Here is a 14707-nt window from a genome sequence, read left to right on the forward strand (position 1 = left end):
GTCGAGGTGATTAGCTGGCGATAAAGTGCTCTATGCTGCGTAAAATGCCTTCGCCGTCTAAGCCTAACTGCTGATAGATTTGCTCTTGAGTGCCTTGCTCAATAAATTGATCCGGAATACCTAAGTTTAACACCGGCTTAAGCAGTTTTTGCTGAGCGAGGTAGGTTAATACCGCACTACCAGCACCACCTAAAATGGCATTTTCTTCAATTGTGACTAAGTAGTCGTGGCTTTGAGCAAGCTCGCTGATTAGGTTTTTATCTAGCGGTTTAACAAAGCGCATATCCACTAAGGTAGCATTAAGGGTTTCGGCCGCCTGTCTCGCACTATGAAGTAAGGTGCCAAAACATAAAATGGCAATTTTTTCACCGTGGCGTTTAACCACGCCTTTACCTACCTCATAAGCGCTCATCTCAGTCGCGACTGAAGTGCCATTACCACACCCTCTAGGATATCGCACCATAGCTGGCTGATTGAGCTGATAACCCGTATACAACATTTGGCGGCATTCATTTTCGTCGCTGGGCGTCATGATTACCATGTTGGGAATGGTTTGGATAAAGCTGATGTCAAACGCACCTTGGTGAGTCGGGCCGTCAGCGCCCACTATGCCGGCACGATCTACAGCAAATAGCACGGGTAAGTTTTGGATTGCGACATCGTGAATAACTTGGTCATAAGCGCGTTGCAAAAAGCTAGAGTAAATCGCCACTACGGGTTTAAGTCCGGCAATGGCTAAGCCAGCGGCCAATGTGGTCGCGTGCTGCTCAGCAATGGCAACATCAAAATACTGCTGCGGAAAACGCTTAGAAAAGGCAACCATGCCTGAGCCTTCTCGCATCGCAGGGGTTATCCCCATTAGCTTATTGTCTTGCGCCGCCATATCGCATAGCCAGTCGCCAAAAATATGGGAAAAGGTTGGCAAGCTGGCCTTGTTCTTCGGCAATTTTGATTGGCTTAAATCAAATTTAGGTACGGCGTGATAACCTATGGGATCTTGTTCGGCAGGGGCATAGCCCTTACCTTTTTTTGTCATGATGTGAAGAAATTGTGGCCCTTTAAGGTTGCGCATATTGCGCAAGGTGTCCACTAAACCCAGTACATCGTGACCATCGATTGGGCCAATATAATTAAAGCCAAACTCTTCAAATAAGGTGCCAGGGACCACCATGCCTTTAAGGTGCTCTTCGGTGCGCCTTACTAGCTCTTTTATCGGGGGTAATCCGGATAAAACTTTTTTGCCGCCTTCACGTATGCTGGTGTAAAGCTCGCCCGATAGCAGTTTAGCAAGGTGATTGTTGAGCGCGCCGACGTTTTCAGAAATAGACATTTCATTGTCGTTGAGAATGACCAACATATCATTGTGTAAAGCGCCGGCATGGTTTAATGCTTCAAAAGCCATGCCTGCGGTTAAGGCGCCATCGCCAATTACAGAAACGACTCGTCTGCCTTTGCCTTCTTTTTCAGCTGCAATGGCTAAACCTGTTGCCGCACCAATAGAGGTAGAAGAATGGCCAACACTGAGCACATCATATTCACTTTCTTCACGCCATGGGAATGGATGCAATCCTTTATATTGGCGGATGGTATGCATTTTATCACGGCGACCCGTGAGTATTTTATGGGGATAAGCTTGATGACCGACATCCCAAACAAGGTGATCGAATGGGGTGTTATAAACATAATGCAGCGCCACCGTTAATTCCACCACGCCTAAGCCAGATGCAAAATGACCACTGGTTTTGCTGATTGAATTCAGCAAAAACTGGCGCAGTTCATTACATAGCTCAGGTAGCTTATCTTTAGCTAATAAGCGTAAATCTTCTGGGTAGTTGGCACTGGCCAATATTGGGTAATCTTTTAAGTCCAAGCTCATAACCGCTTATTTTTTTCGTTCAATTATATAATGAGCAAATAGCTCTAATAGCTCTGTATTGTAATCTAACTTGGCTAATGCGTGTAGTGACTCTTGATACAGGGCTTGCGCTTTTTCTTGTGCTCCGGCTAATCCAAGCAAAGCCGGATAGGTAGATTTGTTCAGAGCGATGTCGGAGCCTTGCGGTTTACCTAAGGTTTCAGTATCACTAATGATATCTAATATATCGTCTTGAACCTGAAAGGCGAGGCCTATTTTGGCGGCAAAAAGCTCGAGTTGAGCCAAATCGGCTGCGTTTAAATCCGGGTTCGCTAACGCGCCTAATTTAACGGCAGCACTGATTAGGGCGCCGGTTTTTCCAGCGTGAATTTGTTCGAGCTGAGCCAATGAAACTTGTTTATTCTCTGCCGCCAGATCAAGAGCTTGACCACCACACATACCATTTAGACCAGAAGCCTTGGCTAAAGTGAGTGCCATTGCCAATTGTTGCTGAGGGGTGAAATGTTCACTGGGTTCACAGATAAGCTCAAAGGCCAAGGTTTGTAAAGCGTCACCAGCCAAAATGGCGGTCGCCTCATCAAAGGCAATGTGACACGTTGGTTGACCGCGACGTAGTTCATCATCGTCCATGGCGGGGAGATCGTCATGAATTAAAGAATAGGCATGAATACATTCGATGGCTGCGGCGAGATGATCCAGTTTTTCAGGAGCAATATTAAACATTTCTCCTGTGGCATAAACTAAAAATGGTCGAATTCGTTTACCCCCTTGCATGGCGCCGTATTCCATGGCTTGTTGTAGAGCAGGGCTTAACGGTTCTGGGCGGGTTAGGGCGGCAGCTAAGCTGTTATCAACGCGCTCTTTAAAGCGTAAAATAGAAACATCAAGCAGATTCATTAATTAAGCTTCATCCTGAAAAGGGCTAAGTACTTGCTCGCCACCTCGTTCCAATAAAATTTGCACCTGCTGCTCAGCAGATTGTAACTTGGTTGAGCTCACTCGCGCGAGGGCAATGCCTCTTTCAAACTGCTTTAGTGCCTCTTCTAACGTCAATTCGCCCAGTTCAAGTTTTTTTACTATTTCTTCGAGCTCGGTGACCGATTCTTCAAAGTTCATGTTTTCTGGTTTTTTTGTGGCCATGTGCAATTCTCCCAATTCGCGCCAAGATTACCTGTGAGACTGTGATGGGTCAAATAAGCCAGCTATAAATATTTAACAAATGTTGCCGATAACGTATAAGTCAGCATTTCCAAGAGGTATAACTTGCTGTAAATACATTGATATACGAAAATATACTTAACCACTATATACCCAAGCAACCTAAAGAGATGTGTCACAGGCGCAAAACGGTTGGTTGGTTTACTTTATTGCTGATTATTCATCAAAACTTGGCTTGCGCGATTAGGCTAACAATTATTATGGCAATGCATTTTACGGGTTGTTTGGGTATATAACGGGTAGATAATAGGTAGATAGCTCGGATTATTTGGCAAATTTGCTCATTTTTGAGGGTGTAAAACGTGGATTTAGCAACTCTTATAGGGATTATCGGTGCCTTTGCGTTTGTGTTAATGGCAATGTTAATGGGGGGCGATTTATCGACCTTTTTTGACGTGCCATCTGTACTGATCGTATTTGTCGGCTCCTTGTTTGTGGTATTGATGAAATACAATTTGGGGCAGTTTTTAGGGGCTGCAAAAATTGGCATCAAGGCGTTTATGTTCAAGCTAGAAAAGCCTGAAGATTTAATTGCCAAATCAGTAGAAATGGCCGATGCCGCGCGTAAAGGCGGTTTTCTGGCACTTGAAGAAGCTGAAATCTCTAATGCATTTATGCAAAAAGGCATCGACATGCTGGTGGATGGTCATGATGCTGACGTGGTAAGAGCAACGCTGGAGAAAGATATTATGCTGACCTCTGAGCGCCATATCATGGGGGCGGGTATCTTTAAAGCCTTAGGCGATGTGGCACCAGCCATGGGCATGATAGGTACCTTGATTGGTCTGGTAGCGATGCTTTCTAACATGGATGACCCTAAGTCTATTGGGCCGGCCATGGCGGTTGCGCTGTTAACCACCTTATACGGTGCTATCTTGGCGAACATGGTTGCTCTGCCTGTGAGCGAAAAACTGGTATTACGAGCGGAAGAAGAAAAGCTCAACAGGGTGTTAATTATGGACGCGGTGCTGGGGATCCAAGACGGGCAAAACCCTCGGGTTATTGAAGGGCTATTGAAAAATTACCTCGCCGAGTCAAAACGCGAAGTCAATACCACAGACTAGGGGGCAACAATGGAACAACCATGTAAATGTCCACCGGAGGGCTTACCTGCTTGGATGGGTACCTTTGCTGATCTTATGTCACTGCTAATGTGTTTCTTCGTATTACTTTTGGCATTTTCCGAGATGGATGTACTGAAATTTAAGCAGATTGCTGGCTCAATGAAGTACGCATTCGGGGTGCAAAATTTATTAGAAGTTAAAGATATCCCAAAAGGGACGTCCGTTATCGCTCAGGAGTTTCGACCTGGTCGCCCTGAGCCGACGCCTATTGAAACCATTATGCAGCAAACCATTGATATGACGCAGGCTCGACTTGACTTTCAAGATGGTGAAGCCGCTGAAGTGGGCGGTCAAAAACAAGATGAAGGCAATCAAGACGGTGGTATGACGGCGTCGCAAGCGATTCAAAGCCAACAAGCTCAGCAACAAGAAGCGCAAAACCAACTGGCTAAAACCATCGCGCAAAAGATGCGTGATCAAATTGAAGATGGCGCCATTGAAATAGAAGCCCTAGGTCAGCAGTTGATTATTCGAGTGCGTGAAAAGGGCGCTTTCCCATCCGGCTCGGCGTTTTTGCAACCTAAGTTTCGTCCTGTGATTGCCAGGGTGGCTGAAATATTAAAAGATGTGCCTGGTGAGATCACGGTTTCTGGGCATACCGACGACGAAGCGATTAAGTCTGAATTATACCGTTCTAACTGGGACTTATCGTCACAACGCGCGGTCTCTGTGGCGCACGAGATGATTAAGGTACAAGGTTTTGATCAACAACGCTTGATGGTGGTGGGATACGCGGATACCAAACCGTTATTTGCGAATACCGACAGTACCAACCGCCGTAAAAATAGACGGGTAGAAATATCCGTGATGCAAGGTAAAGCCCAAGAATCTGATGAAATTGGCGTGACTCAATAACCTGCAAACCGTCTTGCTTTTTTACCCTGATAGCTAAAAAACAGCCTAAAACTGGCAGGGTAAAAAAGCACCACTTTAAGTCCTCACTTTCTCAAGGTATAATCCGCCCCCTTGATTTTGACCCTAAGTGAAGCCGATGAAATTTGTCGTTAAGTTTTTCCCTGAAATCCTGATGAAAAGCAGGTCTGTGCGTAAGCGTTTTTGCAAGATGCTACAAAGTAATATTCGTAACATTTTGCGCAGCTATGACGATGATGTGAAAGTCATTTTGGAATGGGATCACATTATTGTTAAGACCACTAACGATAGCGACAAAAACAGAGCCAAGTTAATTGAGCTACTTTCAAGTACCCCAGGCGTGGCTTTCTTTTTGGAAGTCCAACAAACCGCATTTGAAGATTTACATGATATTTACGAACAAGTGTTGCCCATTGTTGCACCGTCGCTTGAAGGGAAAACCTTTTGTGTCAGGGTCAAGCGTCGCGGCAAACATGATTTTACCTCAACGGAAGTAGAGCGTTACGTCGGTGGTGGTTTGAACCAACATACTGGCGCGGTAAAAGTTCAGCTGAAAAATCCCGATGTACAAGTTTTGCTTGAGATAGATCATCAAGATTTATTTATCGTTAAGCAACGTCATGAAGGCTTGGGTGGTTTCCCTATGGGCTCACAAGAGGGGGTTCTATCACTGATTTCTGGTGGTTTTGACTCGGGTGTGTCGAGTTATATCATGATGAAACGTGGTATGCGCGTACATTATTGCTTCTTTAATTTAGGCGGTGCGGCTCACGAGATTGGGGTTAAGCAAGTCGCTCATCATTTATGGGATCGCTTTGGCTCTTCACATCGGGTTAAGTTCTTAGCCGTGCCTTTTGAGCCTGTGGTTGCCGAGATTTTGGAAAAAGTCGAAGATGGCCAAATGGGCGTTATCTTAAAGCGCATGATGGTGCGTACCGGTGCTAAATTAGCTGAGCGCTTAGCGCTGGATGCCATGGTGACAGGGGAAGCGGTGGGCCAAGTGTCGAGCCAAACCTTGCGTAACTTGTCGGTGATTGACAAAGCCACGGATACCTTGATTTTGCGCCCGCTGATTGCCATGGACAAGCAAGACATCATTAATACCGCGCGCCAAATCGGTACGGCTGAGTTTTCTGAAACCATTCCTGAATACTGTGGTGTGATTTCCAATAAGCCGACGGTTAAAGCCGTAATGAGCAAAATCGAAGAGCAAGAAGCGAAATTCGATATGTCGTTGATTGATAAAGTGGTGGGTGAAACCATGACCTTAGATATTCGCGACATAGGTGAGCAAACCGATGCCGAGGTGACAGAAGTTGAAACCACGGCGCAATTTGCTGCTAATGAGGTGGTGCTAGATATTCGCTCCGACGAAGAGCGCGAAGACAAACCATTAAAACTAGATGGTGTTAGCGTTGAAAGCATGGCCTTTTTTAAACTCGGTACCCAGTTTGATACCTTAGATCAGTCTAAAACCTACTTACTCTATTGCGATCGTGGTGTAATGAGTAAGCTGCAAGCGCTGTACTTGAAAGAAGCAGGCTTTAATAATGTTAAGGTTTATCGCCCTTAATATTTTCTGCTATGTCAGGGGAGCTTAAGTTAGCAAGCTTGAGCTATCCCTTATCGCTCCCGAGTATTATTAAGTTGAGATTGATGTTAAGTTGATGTTAACTTGGTTTTTTAGTCGGGAGTCTCACCATGAAAAAATTACACCTTGCCCTTTCCACCAATCAAATTGAAGCCACAGTCGCGGATTACAACAAACGCTTAGGCGTTGCCCCTTGCTCTTACATTGAAAATGAATATGCCCTTTGGCGCACTGAAAGTCTGAACCTGTCGGTTCGTCAAGATGCGAGTTGCCGCCCCGGCGAATTACGCCACCTTGGTTGGGAAGATGCAACTGCCACGGAATTTAGTGAAGAGCTCGATGTTAACGGCATCAAGTGGGAGCGTTTTAATGCTCAGCAACAGGCCGATGAAATTAATGAAATCTGGCCGCAAGCTGATTATCAGCCCGAACGTTAACCTATGCTCAGACTCGATTTTTTTAGCGAAAAGCCATCAATACTGAAGTTAATGGTTGGGCTAATTTGCATCTTGGTGGGGCTATTCACCTTTTGGGCAGGCTATAGCAATGTAGAGTTTGCCCCTTTGATTAAGGTGATTATCTACTTGTTTGCGATGGGGCTTGCGGTCACTGGGGTATATCTCGCCGGTTATGTGGATTATTGCTATATCGATCAGCAAAAGCAGCAGCTGATCCGCGCCAGAGGCTTGTGGTTGGCGCGTCGATATTCCTATTACCCATTTGCTGATATCAAAGCAGTTGATGTACGAATGGCGTCAGCAATCGTGCATAAAGACGATAGCTTACAATATAACTCAGCCACTATTTCGTACTCGGCGGTGATTAAATTAAAGGGTGATGAGGTTTACTTTAGCGGCTCGAGAGACAAGCTGGAAACCATCCAACATGCGCAGCAACTGGCGCAAAGTATCGGCAAACCACTGCGTATCAAAACCCATGGTCGCACGAAAAGTCGCGCAAAAGATCACGAAGTGAGTATGGCTCGGATGGGCTTATTATTGCTACTTATCCTCTCAATCATGGCAGGAACCTATGCGCTGGTGGTGGTTGAGGTTTAAAACTAAAAGAGTCAGCATGCAATCTGGCGGCTTGGTTTTTGAGATGTTGCTAGGTTTAATATATTGTTATTAAAAAGTTCTTATTCATTACTGTTTAGGCTAGTGACTCATTTACATCCTGTTAATGTGGGTTTGCCCTATCAAAAGTTATTCAATTTGACTTCTAATATTCGAATTAAAGCTGCTTGGTCAATTGAGTTTGATAGTTAGTAGGTTGACAGTTAAAATGAAAATGTCAGGCACCTTAGTAGAGTAAGCTTATGAAGCACGTCAAGACAGAAAAGAACAGTTCCAAGACTAATCGTCAATTTGTTCCGAAAGTGAAAAATTTTATAGTGAGCACGTCTTATGAAGGGCTAACCGCAAAAAGTAAACCTCAATCACTGGAAGCGCTAAAACAGCAATATGCGAGATAAGTACGGAGTCGCTCAGGATCATTATTGTTATCCTCGCTCTGATACTCTAATAAATTTACTTGATATCCGTGATAGCGACAAACTGGATGAGGCCGAAGTCGCATTCTCTGAACATAGATATATAGAATACACGAGCCTTATTTCAGGTTTAGATGATTTCGATATAGATCACTTTAGGCATCTTCACTGGGTGCTTTTTCAGGATGTGTATGAGTGGGCTGGAAAAGAGCGTGATGTAGATATCAGCAAAGGTCACACGCGCTTTTGCCATTGCTCTTTTATTGAACGAGAGCTTATAAAGCAGCTAGAACGTATCCCCCAACTTAGTGAATGTTCTGAACGTCATGAATTTATTCGATTAGTCGCAGATATTTTTTGTGAAATTAATATCATCCATCCTTTTCGAGAAGGAAATGGTAGAGCCACACGTTTTTTCTTTGAAGAGCTGGTTTTTGTGGCAGGATACGAACTTAATTGGCCTGAAATATCAAAAGAACAATGGATTGAGGCCAACGAAAAAGGCTATCTTGGTGATCTATCGTTTCTAGAATTTATTTTTGATATGGCAGTCATTTAAGGGCCGCTCTACCTGCTTAGGATAAGTGACTTGATTTAAACACTTAACCGCTGCACTTGTTGATACAGCTGCTGGCACAGTGGCAGGTTAATGTGATGTTGCTGAGCGCATTGCAGTAAATAACCTAGTATCGCCTCATTCTCGTTGGGCCGGCCATGGTAAATATCTCTATTCATGGATGAAAAGTTGGCGGCGGTGGCTTGTGCGACTTGTTGCACTTGCTCCAGTAAGGTCTCGGGTGTCAAGGCTAATCCTTGAAGGCTGGCGACCTGACAAAACTCCTGACAAATTTGAGTCAACATAGGCCGAAATTGCGGTTGTAATAGCTCACCATTTTTTATTTGATGTATGGCGGTTAACGGGTTGATAGCGCAGTTGATGGCCAGTTTTAACCATAGCTTTTCTTGGATATTGTCACTCCAACTGCTATTGCTTAGCGCTTGATCTAATTCACAAGCAATGGCTTGCCCCACGGCTTTATCTTGTCGTTGGCCACCTAAGATGGTATTGCCAACTCCGGTATGGCGGACGTTAAACTTGGCAGTGAGCAATGCGCCATGGGTGGTGGTTGCGCAAAAAATACGTTGTTTAGGTAGCAGTTGCTGTAACGGTGCTAATGTGCCCATGCCGTTGTGCATTAATACTATGTTCAGTGACGAGGGAATTTGTCGATGCAGTACGTTAAAGGCGGGCAACACTTGAAATGCTTTTAGGCAGACCAATAACACGTCGGCATCATGCTGTATCTCGGTTAATGCATCCATTTTAAATTGCAACTGATGACCGGTTAGCTCGGTTAGCTGCACCGCTTGATTTAGCTGCTTTATTTTAGTGAGCAGACTCACCCTGTGCTTTTGTTTGGCTAAATGACTGGCAAATAAGCAGCCGATGGCGCCTGCGCCTAAAATTTGCCACTTCATAGCCTATTTCCCCTGCGTGTAGGTGCTGAGTCAGCGCGGTAATTTACGTTCATCTGCCATGCAGCACGGCTAGAGTGAGTATCGGGTAATGGGGGCATGGCTAAGCCTCAGGCTGTGGGTGCATAGCGGGTTAAGATCTGCTAAATTATGCCAATTATTTTGTCCCGTGACCATGACATAGGAATTGAAGATGCCATCATTTGATATTGTTTCAGAAGTGGATGCCGTTGAATTAAGTAATGCTGCCGATAACGCAAGCCGTGAGCTAGATACGCGTTTTGATTTTCGCGGTGTGGAAGCTAGCTTCACCAAAAAAGACTTAACGGTGAAAATTTCTGCTGAAAGTGATTTCCAGCTAAAACAAATGGCCGACATTTTACGTAATAACTTAGGTAAGCGCGGCGTGGATGTGCGGGCGATGGAGTTAAGCACGCCAGTTCATTCAGGTAAAACGTTTAACCAAGAGGCCTCTTTCAAACAAGGCATTGAAGCACCAGTGGCGAAAAAAGTCGTTAAGCTCATTAAAGACAGCAAGATTAAAGTCCAAGTGGCCATTCAAGGTGAGCAAGTGCGCGTGACAGGTAAAAAGCGTGATGACTTACAAGCTGTGATGCGTTTAGTTAAAGAAGCTGACCTAGGCCAACCATTTCAATTCAATAACTTCCGCGATTAATTCTGCTTAATTAGCCCCTTTGGCTGCAAAGGGGCTAAAGCTTAAAATTTATAGCTTACTCGACCACGGACCAATCTTGGCTTTGACTTGGCTGTTGGCCTTGAGTCCACCACTGTGCTTGCCAGATTTGGCCGTTAAAACGAACCTGGTCACCTGCTAAGTAAACAAGATTGCTATTCCAGTCTCCCGCTTGATCAGCGTTAACTCGCCAGCCATCTTGGCTGCTTGTGCCAGGCGTTTGCGTGCTGTAGTAAAGCGCTTGATACAGCTGACCTAGGTAGCTCACTTGCTCATCTTTACGGTAGCTATTGTTCGCTAAATATAGTGGCACATCGGAGAAGTTCAGGTAGGCAAATTTGCTTGGTTGATGAAAACCAAATGATCCCATCGGGCTCCATGCTAGCCATGCGTTCGCTTCCCACTGGGGGCTTGCTGTGCTGTAGTCGGCGCGATGAAAGTTAAAACGCCACTGCGATGGATTACTGCCTTCGTCTTGGCCTGAATAATTAAGCGACGCCAATGGGATGATTAATTCAACCGTCATGCCCTCATCGATATCGCTGCTGTCATTAATGGTGCCATTCACTTGCACTGCATAGGCTAACCCTGCAATGTTCCATGGTACGTCATCTTGCCATGGGCTTGGTGAATTGATCACGCTGTCATAGTAAGTCAGGGCGCTGATACCGATTTCATAATAGTCTTTGCCTTGACCTGTCGGATCGATAAATATTTCTAAGGTATCGTCATATTCATAGGTGGGATCGTCATGCTGACTGAAGTTGGCGGCAATGTCTTTGTCCTCGGCATAAAATGCGACGTACAAATTTTGCGCATCATAAGCCAATTTGGCCCAAGTCTTTTGCTCGGCGTTACTATTATCGTGATGGTTCACAAATAGCTCACTTGGTGTAATGCTTTGCCAAATAGGATCATCTAGCTTACCGTCAAGTACTGGTGCTTGCTGTACTTGGTAGGCAGTGTAATGATATGGCGTGGTTTGAGCATGTAACTGAAGACTTGTGCCAAGGGCTAATGTAGATAGCACTAGGCTAGCGGTTTTTTGTCGTTTCATTTTTACTTATCTTCCTGATTAAGTTGAACTTATTTATACCAGAAAGAACGAAATAATGAGTATGATTTAAATGAATTTTTCGCTAAATAAAAAAATCCGCAACTGGGTGCGGATTTTTTTATCAGGAGTTGGCTGGTTAATAATCGTATTGAAATTCGTCGTCAAAAATAGGGTTAATGTCCATTAACTCTTTACGCAATCTTTGCTCTTCTTTGATTGCTTCAATTTCACGCCAACGGCGTTTTACTTTGGTCTTTCCACGTTGAGGGTTATCTAAGCTAGGTGCAAAATTAAAGTCAAGCTCGTCCATACCGATTTCCTCTTACTGATTGACATGTTTTTAGTATCACAGGCCCTTACAAAGTAAAATGAAATTGTTTCAATTATGTTAACCAGTCAATATTTATATCAAATACAGGTGAAGTTTTGTTTATTTATCAATCATTGATTTTGCTTAATAGTAATTGCTCGAGTTTTTCTTGATCGCTGGCAAAAGCGCGGATGCCTTGTGCTAATTTTTCTACTGCCATAGGATCTTGATGAAATTGCCATAAAAATTCACTTTCGCTCAGTGGATTTGGCGCTGGAATAATCTTATCGGTCGGCTGCAATTGGCGAGTCAGATTTTGATCCATGTTATTTAGTTGCGCTAACAAATCTGGACCTATGGTCAGTTTGTCGCAACCGGCTAAGGCAATAATTTCATCCGTGTTACGAAAGCTAGCGCCCATCACTATAGTGGGGTAGCCATGTTGTTTGAAGTATTGATAAATTTTCTGCACTGACTGAACACCGGGATCCGCCATACCTGAATAGTCTTGATCGGGATGGTTGGCTTTATACCAGTCTAAGATCCGGCCAACAAAAGGGGAAATTAAATAAGCCCCTGCTTCGGCACAGGCTCGCGCTTGAGCAAAGCTAAATAACAAGGTGAGGTTACAATTGATACCTTGTTTCTGCAGCTCCCTAGCGGCACAGATACCTTGCCATGTCGCGGCAATCTTAATCAGGACTCGGGATTTGTCGATACCAGCTTGTTGGTAAAGGGTAATAAGCTTTTCGGCTTTGGCTATGGTCTTATCGCAATCAAACGATAATCGCGCATCCACTTCGGTCGAAATTTTGCCTGGGATATGGTTGAGGATCTCAACCCCAATTTTAACTGCTAGGCGGTCACTTGCGTCTTGCAAAATTTGTTGCTCATCTTGACTGTTCGTTTTTGCATCAGAAATTGCCTGTTTTATAAGAGTTTGATATTGCGGTATTGCCGCTGCTTTTAGCAGCAATGATGGGTTAGTGGTGGCATCTTCTGGTCGATGCAGTTTGATCGCTTCAATATCACCTGTGTCAGCTACGATGGAAGTTATGTTTTTAAGTTGGTTCAGTAGGTTAGTCATAGGGTATATGTCTTTGTAGTTATCTGTGTTGGTCTATTTTTGACATACTTATTGATAATTCACAATCGTTAGGTGGGTTTTATTTCATATCATTTTTATGTTAATCGCGCCCTGCGATTATTCGGGAATAGCGAATCTATGTATTGAAAAAAGCTGGCTTGGTGATATTTTGTGTTGCTAATGATTGGTTTTAATTGTTTATTTGTCTAATTTTTTTCTTGTTTTGCGTTTTATTAACAAGTTTTGGGGGTTGCATGCTTGATATTGTAAATAGTATCGGTGGAATTTTATGGGGGTATGTGCTGATTGCCGTGCTTATCCTAACGGGTGTTTATTTTACTATTCGCTTAGGGTTTATTCAGTTCCGTCATTTTGGTCATACATTTTCAGTGCTTAAAAACAGTCGTAAAGAAGACAGCTCTGGCATTTCTTCGTTTCAGGCGCTGGCAACTAGCTTAGCTGCGCGTGTTGGTGTGGGTAATATGGGCGGTGTGGCTGTCGCTATCTACTTAGGTGGTGCGGGTGCCGTGTTTTGGATGTGGTTGATTGCATTAATTGGTATGGCAACCAGTTTTGCTGAAAGCAGCTTAGCACAGTTGTACAAGGTGAAAGATGACGATGGTAACTATCGCGGTGGCCCAGCTTACTATATGGAAAAGGGCCTAGGTCAGCGTTGGATGGGGGTATTGTTTTCTATCTTTTTAATCATTGCGTTTGGCTTGGTGTTTAATGCGGTACAAGCAGGCGCTATCACTGATTCCATGTATGCTGCTTTTGGTACGCCTAAGTTATTAGTTGGCTTGGTCTTGGTTTGTATTTCTGCCGCCATTATCTTTGGCGGTATTCGCACTATTGCAAAATTTGCCGAGTTGGTTGTCCCTGCGATGGCGCTGGTTTATTTAGCGATTGCCGCTTATGTGGTGATCATTAACATTTCGCAAGTGCCGGCTATGTTTGAGCTGATCTTCAAATCGGCTTTTGGTCTTCAAGAAGCGGGAGCGGGTGCGATTGGCGCGGCCATTATGAATGGGGTTAAGCGCGGTATGTTCTCAAATGAAGCAGGTATGGGTAGTGCGCCTAATGCCGCCGCTAGCGCCTCACCTTATCCGCCGCATCCTGCTTCACAAGGCTATGTGCAAATGCTAGGGGTATTTATTGATACCATAGTTATTTGTACTGCAACCGCTGCCATTATTTTACTATCTGGCCAATTAGAGCCAGGCTCAGGCGTAAGTAACATTGAGCTAACACAATTGGCGCTAACATCACAAGTTGGCGAGTGGGGCGGGATTTTTATTGCGATAGCTATTTTCTTCTTTGCGTTTACTTCGATAGTGGCTAACTACTCTTATGCCGAAACTAACCTGATCTTTTTGGAGCATAACCACAAAGTAGGGATCAACATTTTCCGTTGTTTTGTTCTTATTATGGTGATGTTTGGCGCGCTTGCAGAGTCGCCATTAGTTTGGGCGATGGCGGATGTTTCGATGGGCTTAATGGCGTTAATCAACTTGATCGCTATGTTGTTGTTGTCAAATGTGGTCGTTAAGTTAGCCAAGGATTATAACGCGCAAAGGGCTGCCAATAAGCTGCCTACTTTTGATGCAGCCCAATATCCTGAGTTAGAGAAAAACATCGAGCCGGGTATTTGGAATGCAAACAAATAAGTTGGCTAACTTGTTTTACTGAGGAGCATACCTAGTCAGCTTTAACAGGCTTAATCTGCCGGCATTAGTTGCCTGTCAGGTCTGAGGTATCATCTTGATAAGCTAAAATAAAACCGCGTAAAGTTGCTTTTACGCGGTTTTTTTTTGCTAATATTGGGTTGATGATGATGTCTGTTTTTTGCACAACACTCGATCCATAGATAGTGATAAATAGATGTTAACTTATAAATTTGATCTTGAAA

General features: G+C 44.2%; 15 protein-coding genes. 8 read left to right on the forward strand and 7 right to left on the reverse strand.

The annotated features are described in order from the left end of the window. Positions 1 to 10: 10 nt before the first annotated feature. The 3 genes from dxs to xseB are packed head-to-tail and all read right to left on the reverse strand — an operon-like array spanning position 11 to position 3016. Positions 11 to 1876: a 1-deoxy-D-xylulose-5-phosphate synthase gene (dxs, locus tag ACK8OT_RS13270; protein WP_410197001.1), complete on the reverse strand. Its 1866-nt coding sequence runs from the start codon at positions 1874 to 1876 to the stop codon at positions 11 to 13. 6 nt (positions 1877 to 1882) lie between these two features. Beyond that, the gene (gene ispA, locus ACK8OT_RS13275; protein ID WP_410197027.1) at positions 1883 to 2767 is read right to left on the reverse strand and encodes a (2E,6E)-farnesyl diphosphate synthase; all 885 of its coding nucleotides are present in this window, start codon (positions 2765 to 2767) and stop codon (positions 1883 to 1885) included. Positions 2768 to 2776: 9 nt separating this feature from the next. After that, positions 2777 to 3016, reverse strand: a complete 240-nt coding sequence (gene xseB / locus ACK8OT_RS13280; protein WP_410197002.1) for an exodeoxyribonuclease VII small subunit — start codon at positions 3014 to 3016, stop codon at positions 2777 to 2779. A 380-nt stretch (positions 3017 to 3396) separates the two neighbouring features. Here xseB and pomA point away from each other — a divergent pair, with 380 nt between their 5' ends. The 6 genes from pomA (at position 3397) to ACK8OT_RS13310 (ending at position 8733) form a co-directional block, all read left to right on the forward strand. After that, complete coding sequence (gene pomA, locus ACK8OT_RS13285) at positions 3397 to 4158, forward strand: flagellar motor protein PomA (protein WP_410197003.1); 762 nt, start codon at positions 3397 to 3399, stop codon at positions 4156 to 4158. 9 nt (positions 4159 to 4167) lie between these two features. After that, entirely contained in the window at positions 4168 to 5073 is a 906-nt protein-coding gene (locus ACK8OT_RS13290) for a flagellar motor protein MotB (RefSeq protein ID WP_410197004.1), read from the forward strand. 136 nt (positions 5074 to 5209) lie between these two features. Further along, positions 5210 to 6664, forward strand: a complete 1455-nt coding sequence (gene thiI, locus ACK8OT_RS13295; RefSeq protein WP_410197005.1) for a tRNA uracil 4-sulfurtransferase ThiI — start codon at positions 5210 to 5212, stop codon at positions 6662 to 6664. 128 nt (positions 6665 to 6792) lie between these two features. Then, on the forward strand, positions 6793 to 7119 hold the full coding sequence (locus ACK8OT_RS13300; RefSeq protein WP_410197006.1) for a hypothetical protein: 327 nt from the start codon (positions 6793 to 6795) through the stop codon (positions 7117 to 7119). A gap of 51 nt (positions 7120 to 7170) precedes the next feature. After that, positions 7171 to 7740, forward strand: a complete 570-nt coding sequence (locus ACK8OT_RS13305) for a hypothetical protein (protein ID WP_410197007.1) — start codon at positions 7171 to 7173, stop codon at positions 7738 to 7740. A gap of 405 nt (positions 7741 to 8145) precedes the next feature. Then, positions 8146 to 8733, forward strand: a complete 588-nt coding sequence (locus ACK8OT_RS13310; RefSeq protein ID WP_410197008.1) for a Fic/DOC family protein — start codon at positions 8146 to 8148, stop codon at positions 8731 to 8733. A 35-nt stretch (positions 8734 to 8768) separates the two neighbouring features. On the opposite strand, the gene ACK8OT_RS13315 is transcribed toward ACK8OT_RS13310, so the two are convergent. Next, positions 8769 to 9653 carry a ketopantoate reductase family protein gene (locus ACK8OT_RS13315; protein ID WP_410197009.1) on the reverse strand — a complete coding sequence of 295 codons (885 nt, stop codon included), beginning with the start codon at positions 9651 to 9653 and terminating at the stop codon, positions 8769 to 8771. Between the two features lie 190 nt (positions 9654 to 9843). On the opposite strand from ACK8OT_RS13315, the gene ACK8OT_RS13320 reads away from it, so the two are divergent. Then, on the forward strand, positions 9844 to 10326 hold the full coding sequence (locus ACK8OT_RS13320; RefSeq protein WP_410197010.1) for a YajQ family cyclic di-GMP-binding protein: 483 nt from the start codon (positions 9844 to 9846) through the stop codon (positions 10324 to 10326). Between the two features lie 55 nt (positions 10327 to 10381). Here the strand turns inward: ACK8OT_RS13320 and ACK8OT_RS13325 are convergent, their stop codons facing one another. The 3 genes from ACK8OT_RS13325 to tal form a co-directional block, all read right to left on the reverse strand. Further along, positions 10382 to 11401 (reverse strand): carbohydrate-binding protein, encoded by a 1020-nt coding sequence (locus ACK8OT_RS13325; RefSeq protein ID WP_410197011.1) that lies wholly within the window; start codon positions 11399 to 11401, stop codon positions 10382 to 10384. 136 nt (positions 11402 to 11537) lie between these two features. After that, positions 11538 to 11711 carry a DUF3545 family protein gene (locus ACK8OT_RS13330; protein ID WP_410197012.1) on the reverse strand — a complete coding sequence of 58 codons (174 nt, stop codon included), beginning with the start codon at positions 11709 to 11711 and terminating at the stop codon, positions 11538 to 11540. A 127-nt stretch (positions 11712 to 11838) separates the two neighbouring features. Beyond that, on the reverse strand, positions 11839 to 12798 hold the full coding sequence (gene tal, locus ACK8OT_RS13335) for a transaldolase (RefSeq protein ID WP_410197013.1): 960 nt from the start codon (positions 12796 to 12798) through the stop codon (positions 11839 to 11841). Between the two features lie 254 nt (positions 12799 to 13052). Here tal and ACK8OT_RS13340 point away from each other — a divergent pair, with 254 nt between their 5' ends. Continuing rightward, positions 13053 to 14465, forward strand: coding sequence for an alanine/glycine:cation symporter family protein (locus tag ACK8OT_RS13340; protein ID WP_410197014.1), 1413 nt, complete (start codon positions 13053 to 13055; stop codon positions 14463 to 14465). Positions 14466 to 14707: the final 242 nt, after the last annotated feature.

This window comes from Motilimonas thetidivivens (assembly GCF_046452435.1).
Classification (GTDB): domain Bacteria; phylum Pseudomonadota; class Gammaproteobacteria; order Enterobacterales; family CBDFNC01; genus Motilimonas.

What these genes read in the sequence shown, in the direction of transcription:
- xseB (WP_410197002.1), bottom strand. Translation starts at nt 3,016, where the DNA reads ATGGCCACAAAAAAACCAGAAAACATGAACTTTGAAGAATCGGTCACC.
- ACK8OT_RS13320 (WP_410197010.1), top strand. Translation starts at nt 9,844, where the DNA reads ATGCCATCATTTGATATTGTTTCAGAAGTGGATGCCGTTGAATTAAGT.
- ACK8OT_RS13310 (WP_410197008.1), top strand. Translation starts at nt 8,146, where the DNA reads ATGCGAGATAAGTACGGAGTCGCTCAGGATCATTATTGTTATCCTCGC.
- ACK8OT_RS13340 (WP_410197014.1), top strand. Translation starts at nt 13,053, where the DNA reads ATGCTTGATATTGTAAATAGTATCGGTGGAATTTTATGGGGGTATGTG.
- tal (WP_410197013.1), bottom strand. Translation starts at nt 12,798, where the DNA reads ATGACTAACCTACTGAACCAACTTAAAAACATAACTTCCATCGTAGCT.
- ACK8OT_RS13325 (WP_410197011.1), bottom strand. Translation starts at nt 11,401, where the DNA reads ATGAAACGACAAAAAACCGCTAGCCTAGTGCTATCTACATTAGCCCTT.
- ACK8OT_RS13315 (WP_410197009.1), bottom strand. Translation starts at nt 9,653, where the DNA reads ATGAAGTGGCAAATTTTAGGCGCAGGCGCCATCGGCTGCTTATTTGCC.
- ACK8OT_RS13290 (WP_410197004.1), top strand. Translation starts at nt 4,168, where the DNA reads ATGGAACAACCATGTAAATGTCCACCGGAGGGCTTACCTGCTTGGATG.
- thiI (WP_410197005.1), top strand. Translation starts at nt 5,210, where the DNA reads ATGAAATTTGTCGTTAAGTTTTTCCCTGAAATCCTGATGAAAAGCAGG.
- dxs (WP_410197001.1), bottom strand. Translation starts at nt 1,876, where the DNA reads ATGAGCTTGGACTTAAAAGATTACCCAATATTGGCCAGTGCCAACTAC.
- ACK8OT_RS13305 (WP_410197007.1), top strand. Translation starts at nt 7,171, where the DNA reads ATGGTTGGGCTAATTTGCATCTTGGTGGGGCTATTCACCTTTTGGGCA.
- ACK8OT_RS13300 (WP_410197006.1), top strand. Translation starts at nt 6,793, where the DNA reads ATGAAAAAATTACACCTTGCCCTTTCCACCAATCAAATTGAAGCCACA.
- ACK8OT_RS13330 (WP_410197012.1), bottom strand. Translation starts at nt 11,711, where the DNA reads ATGGACGAGCTTGACTTTAATTTTGCACCTAGCTTAGATAACCCTCAA.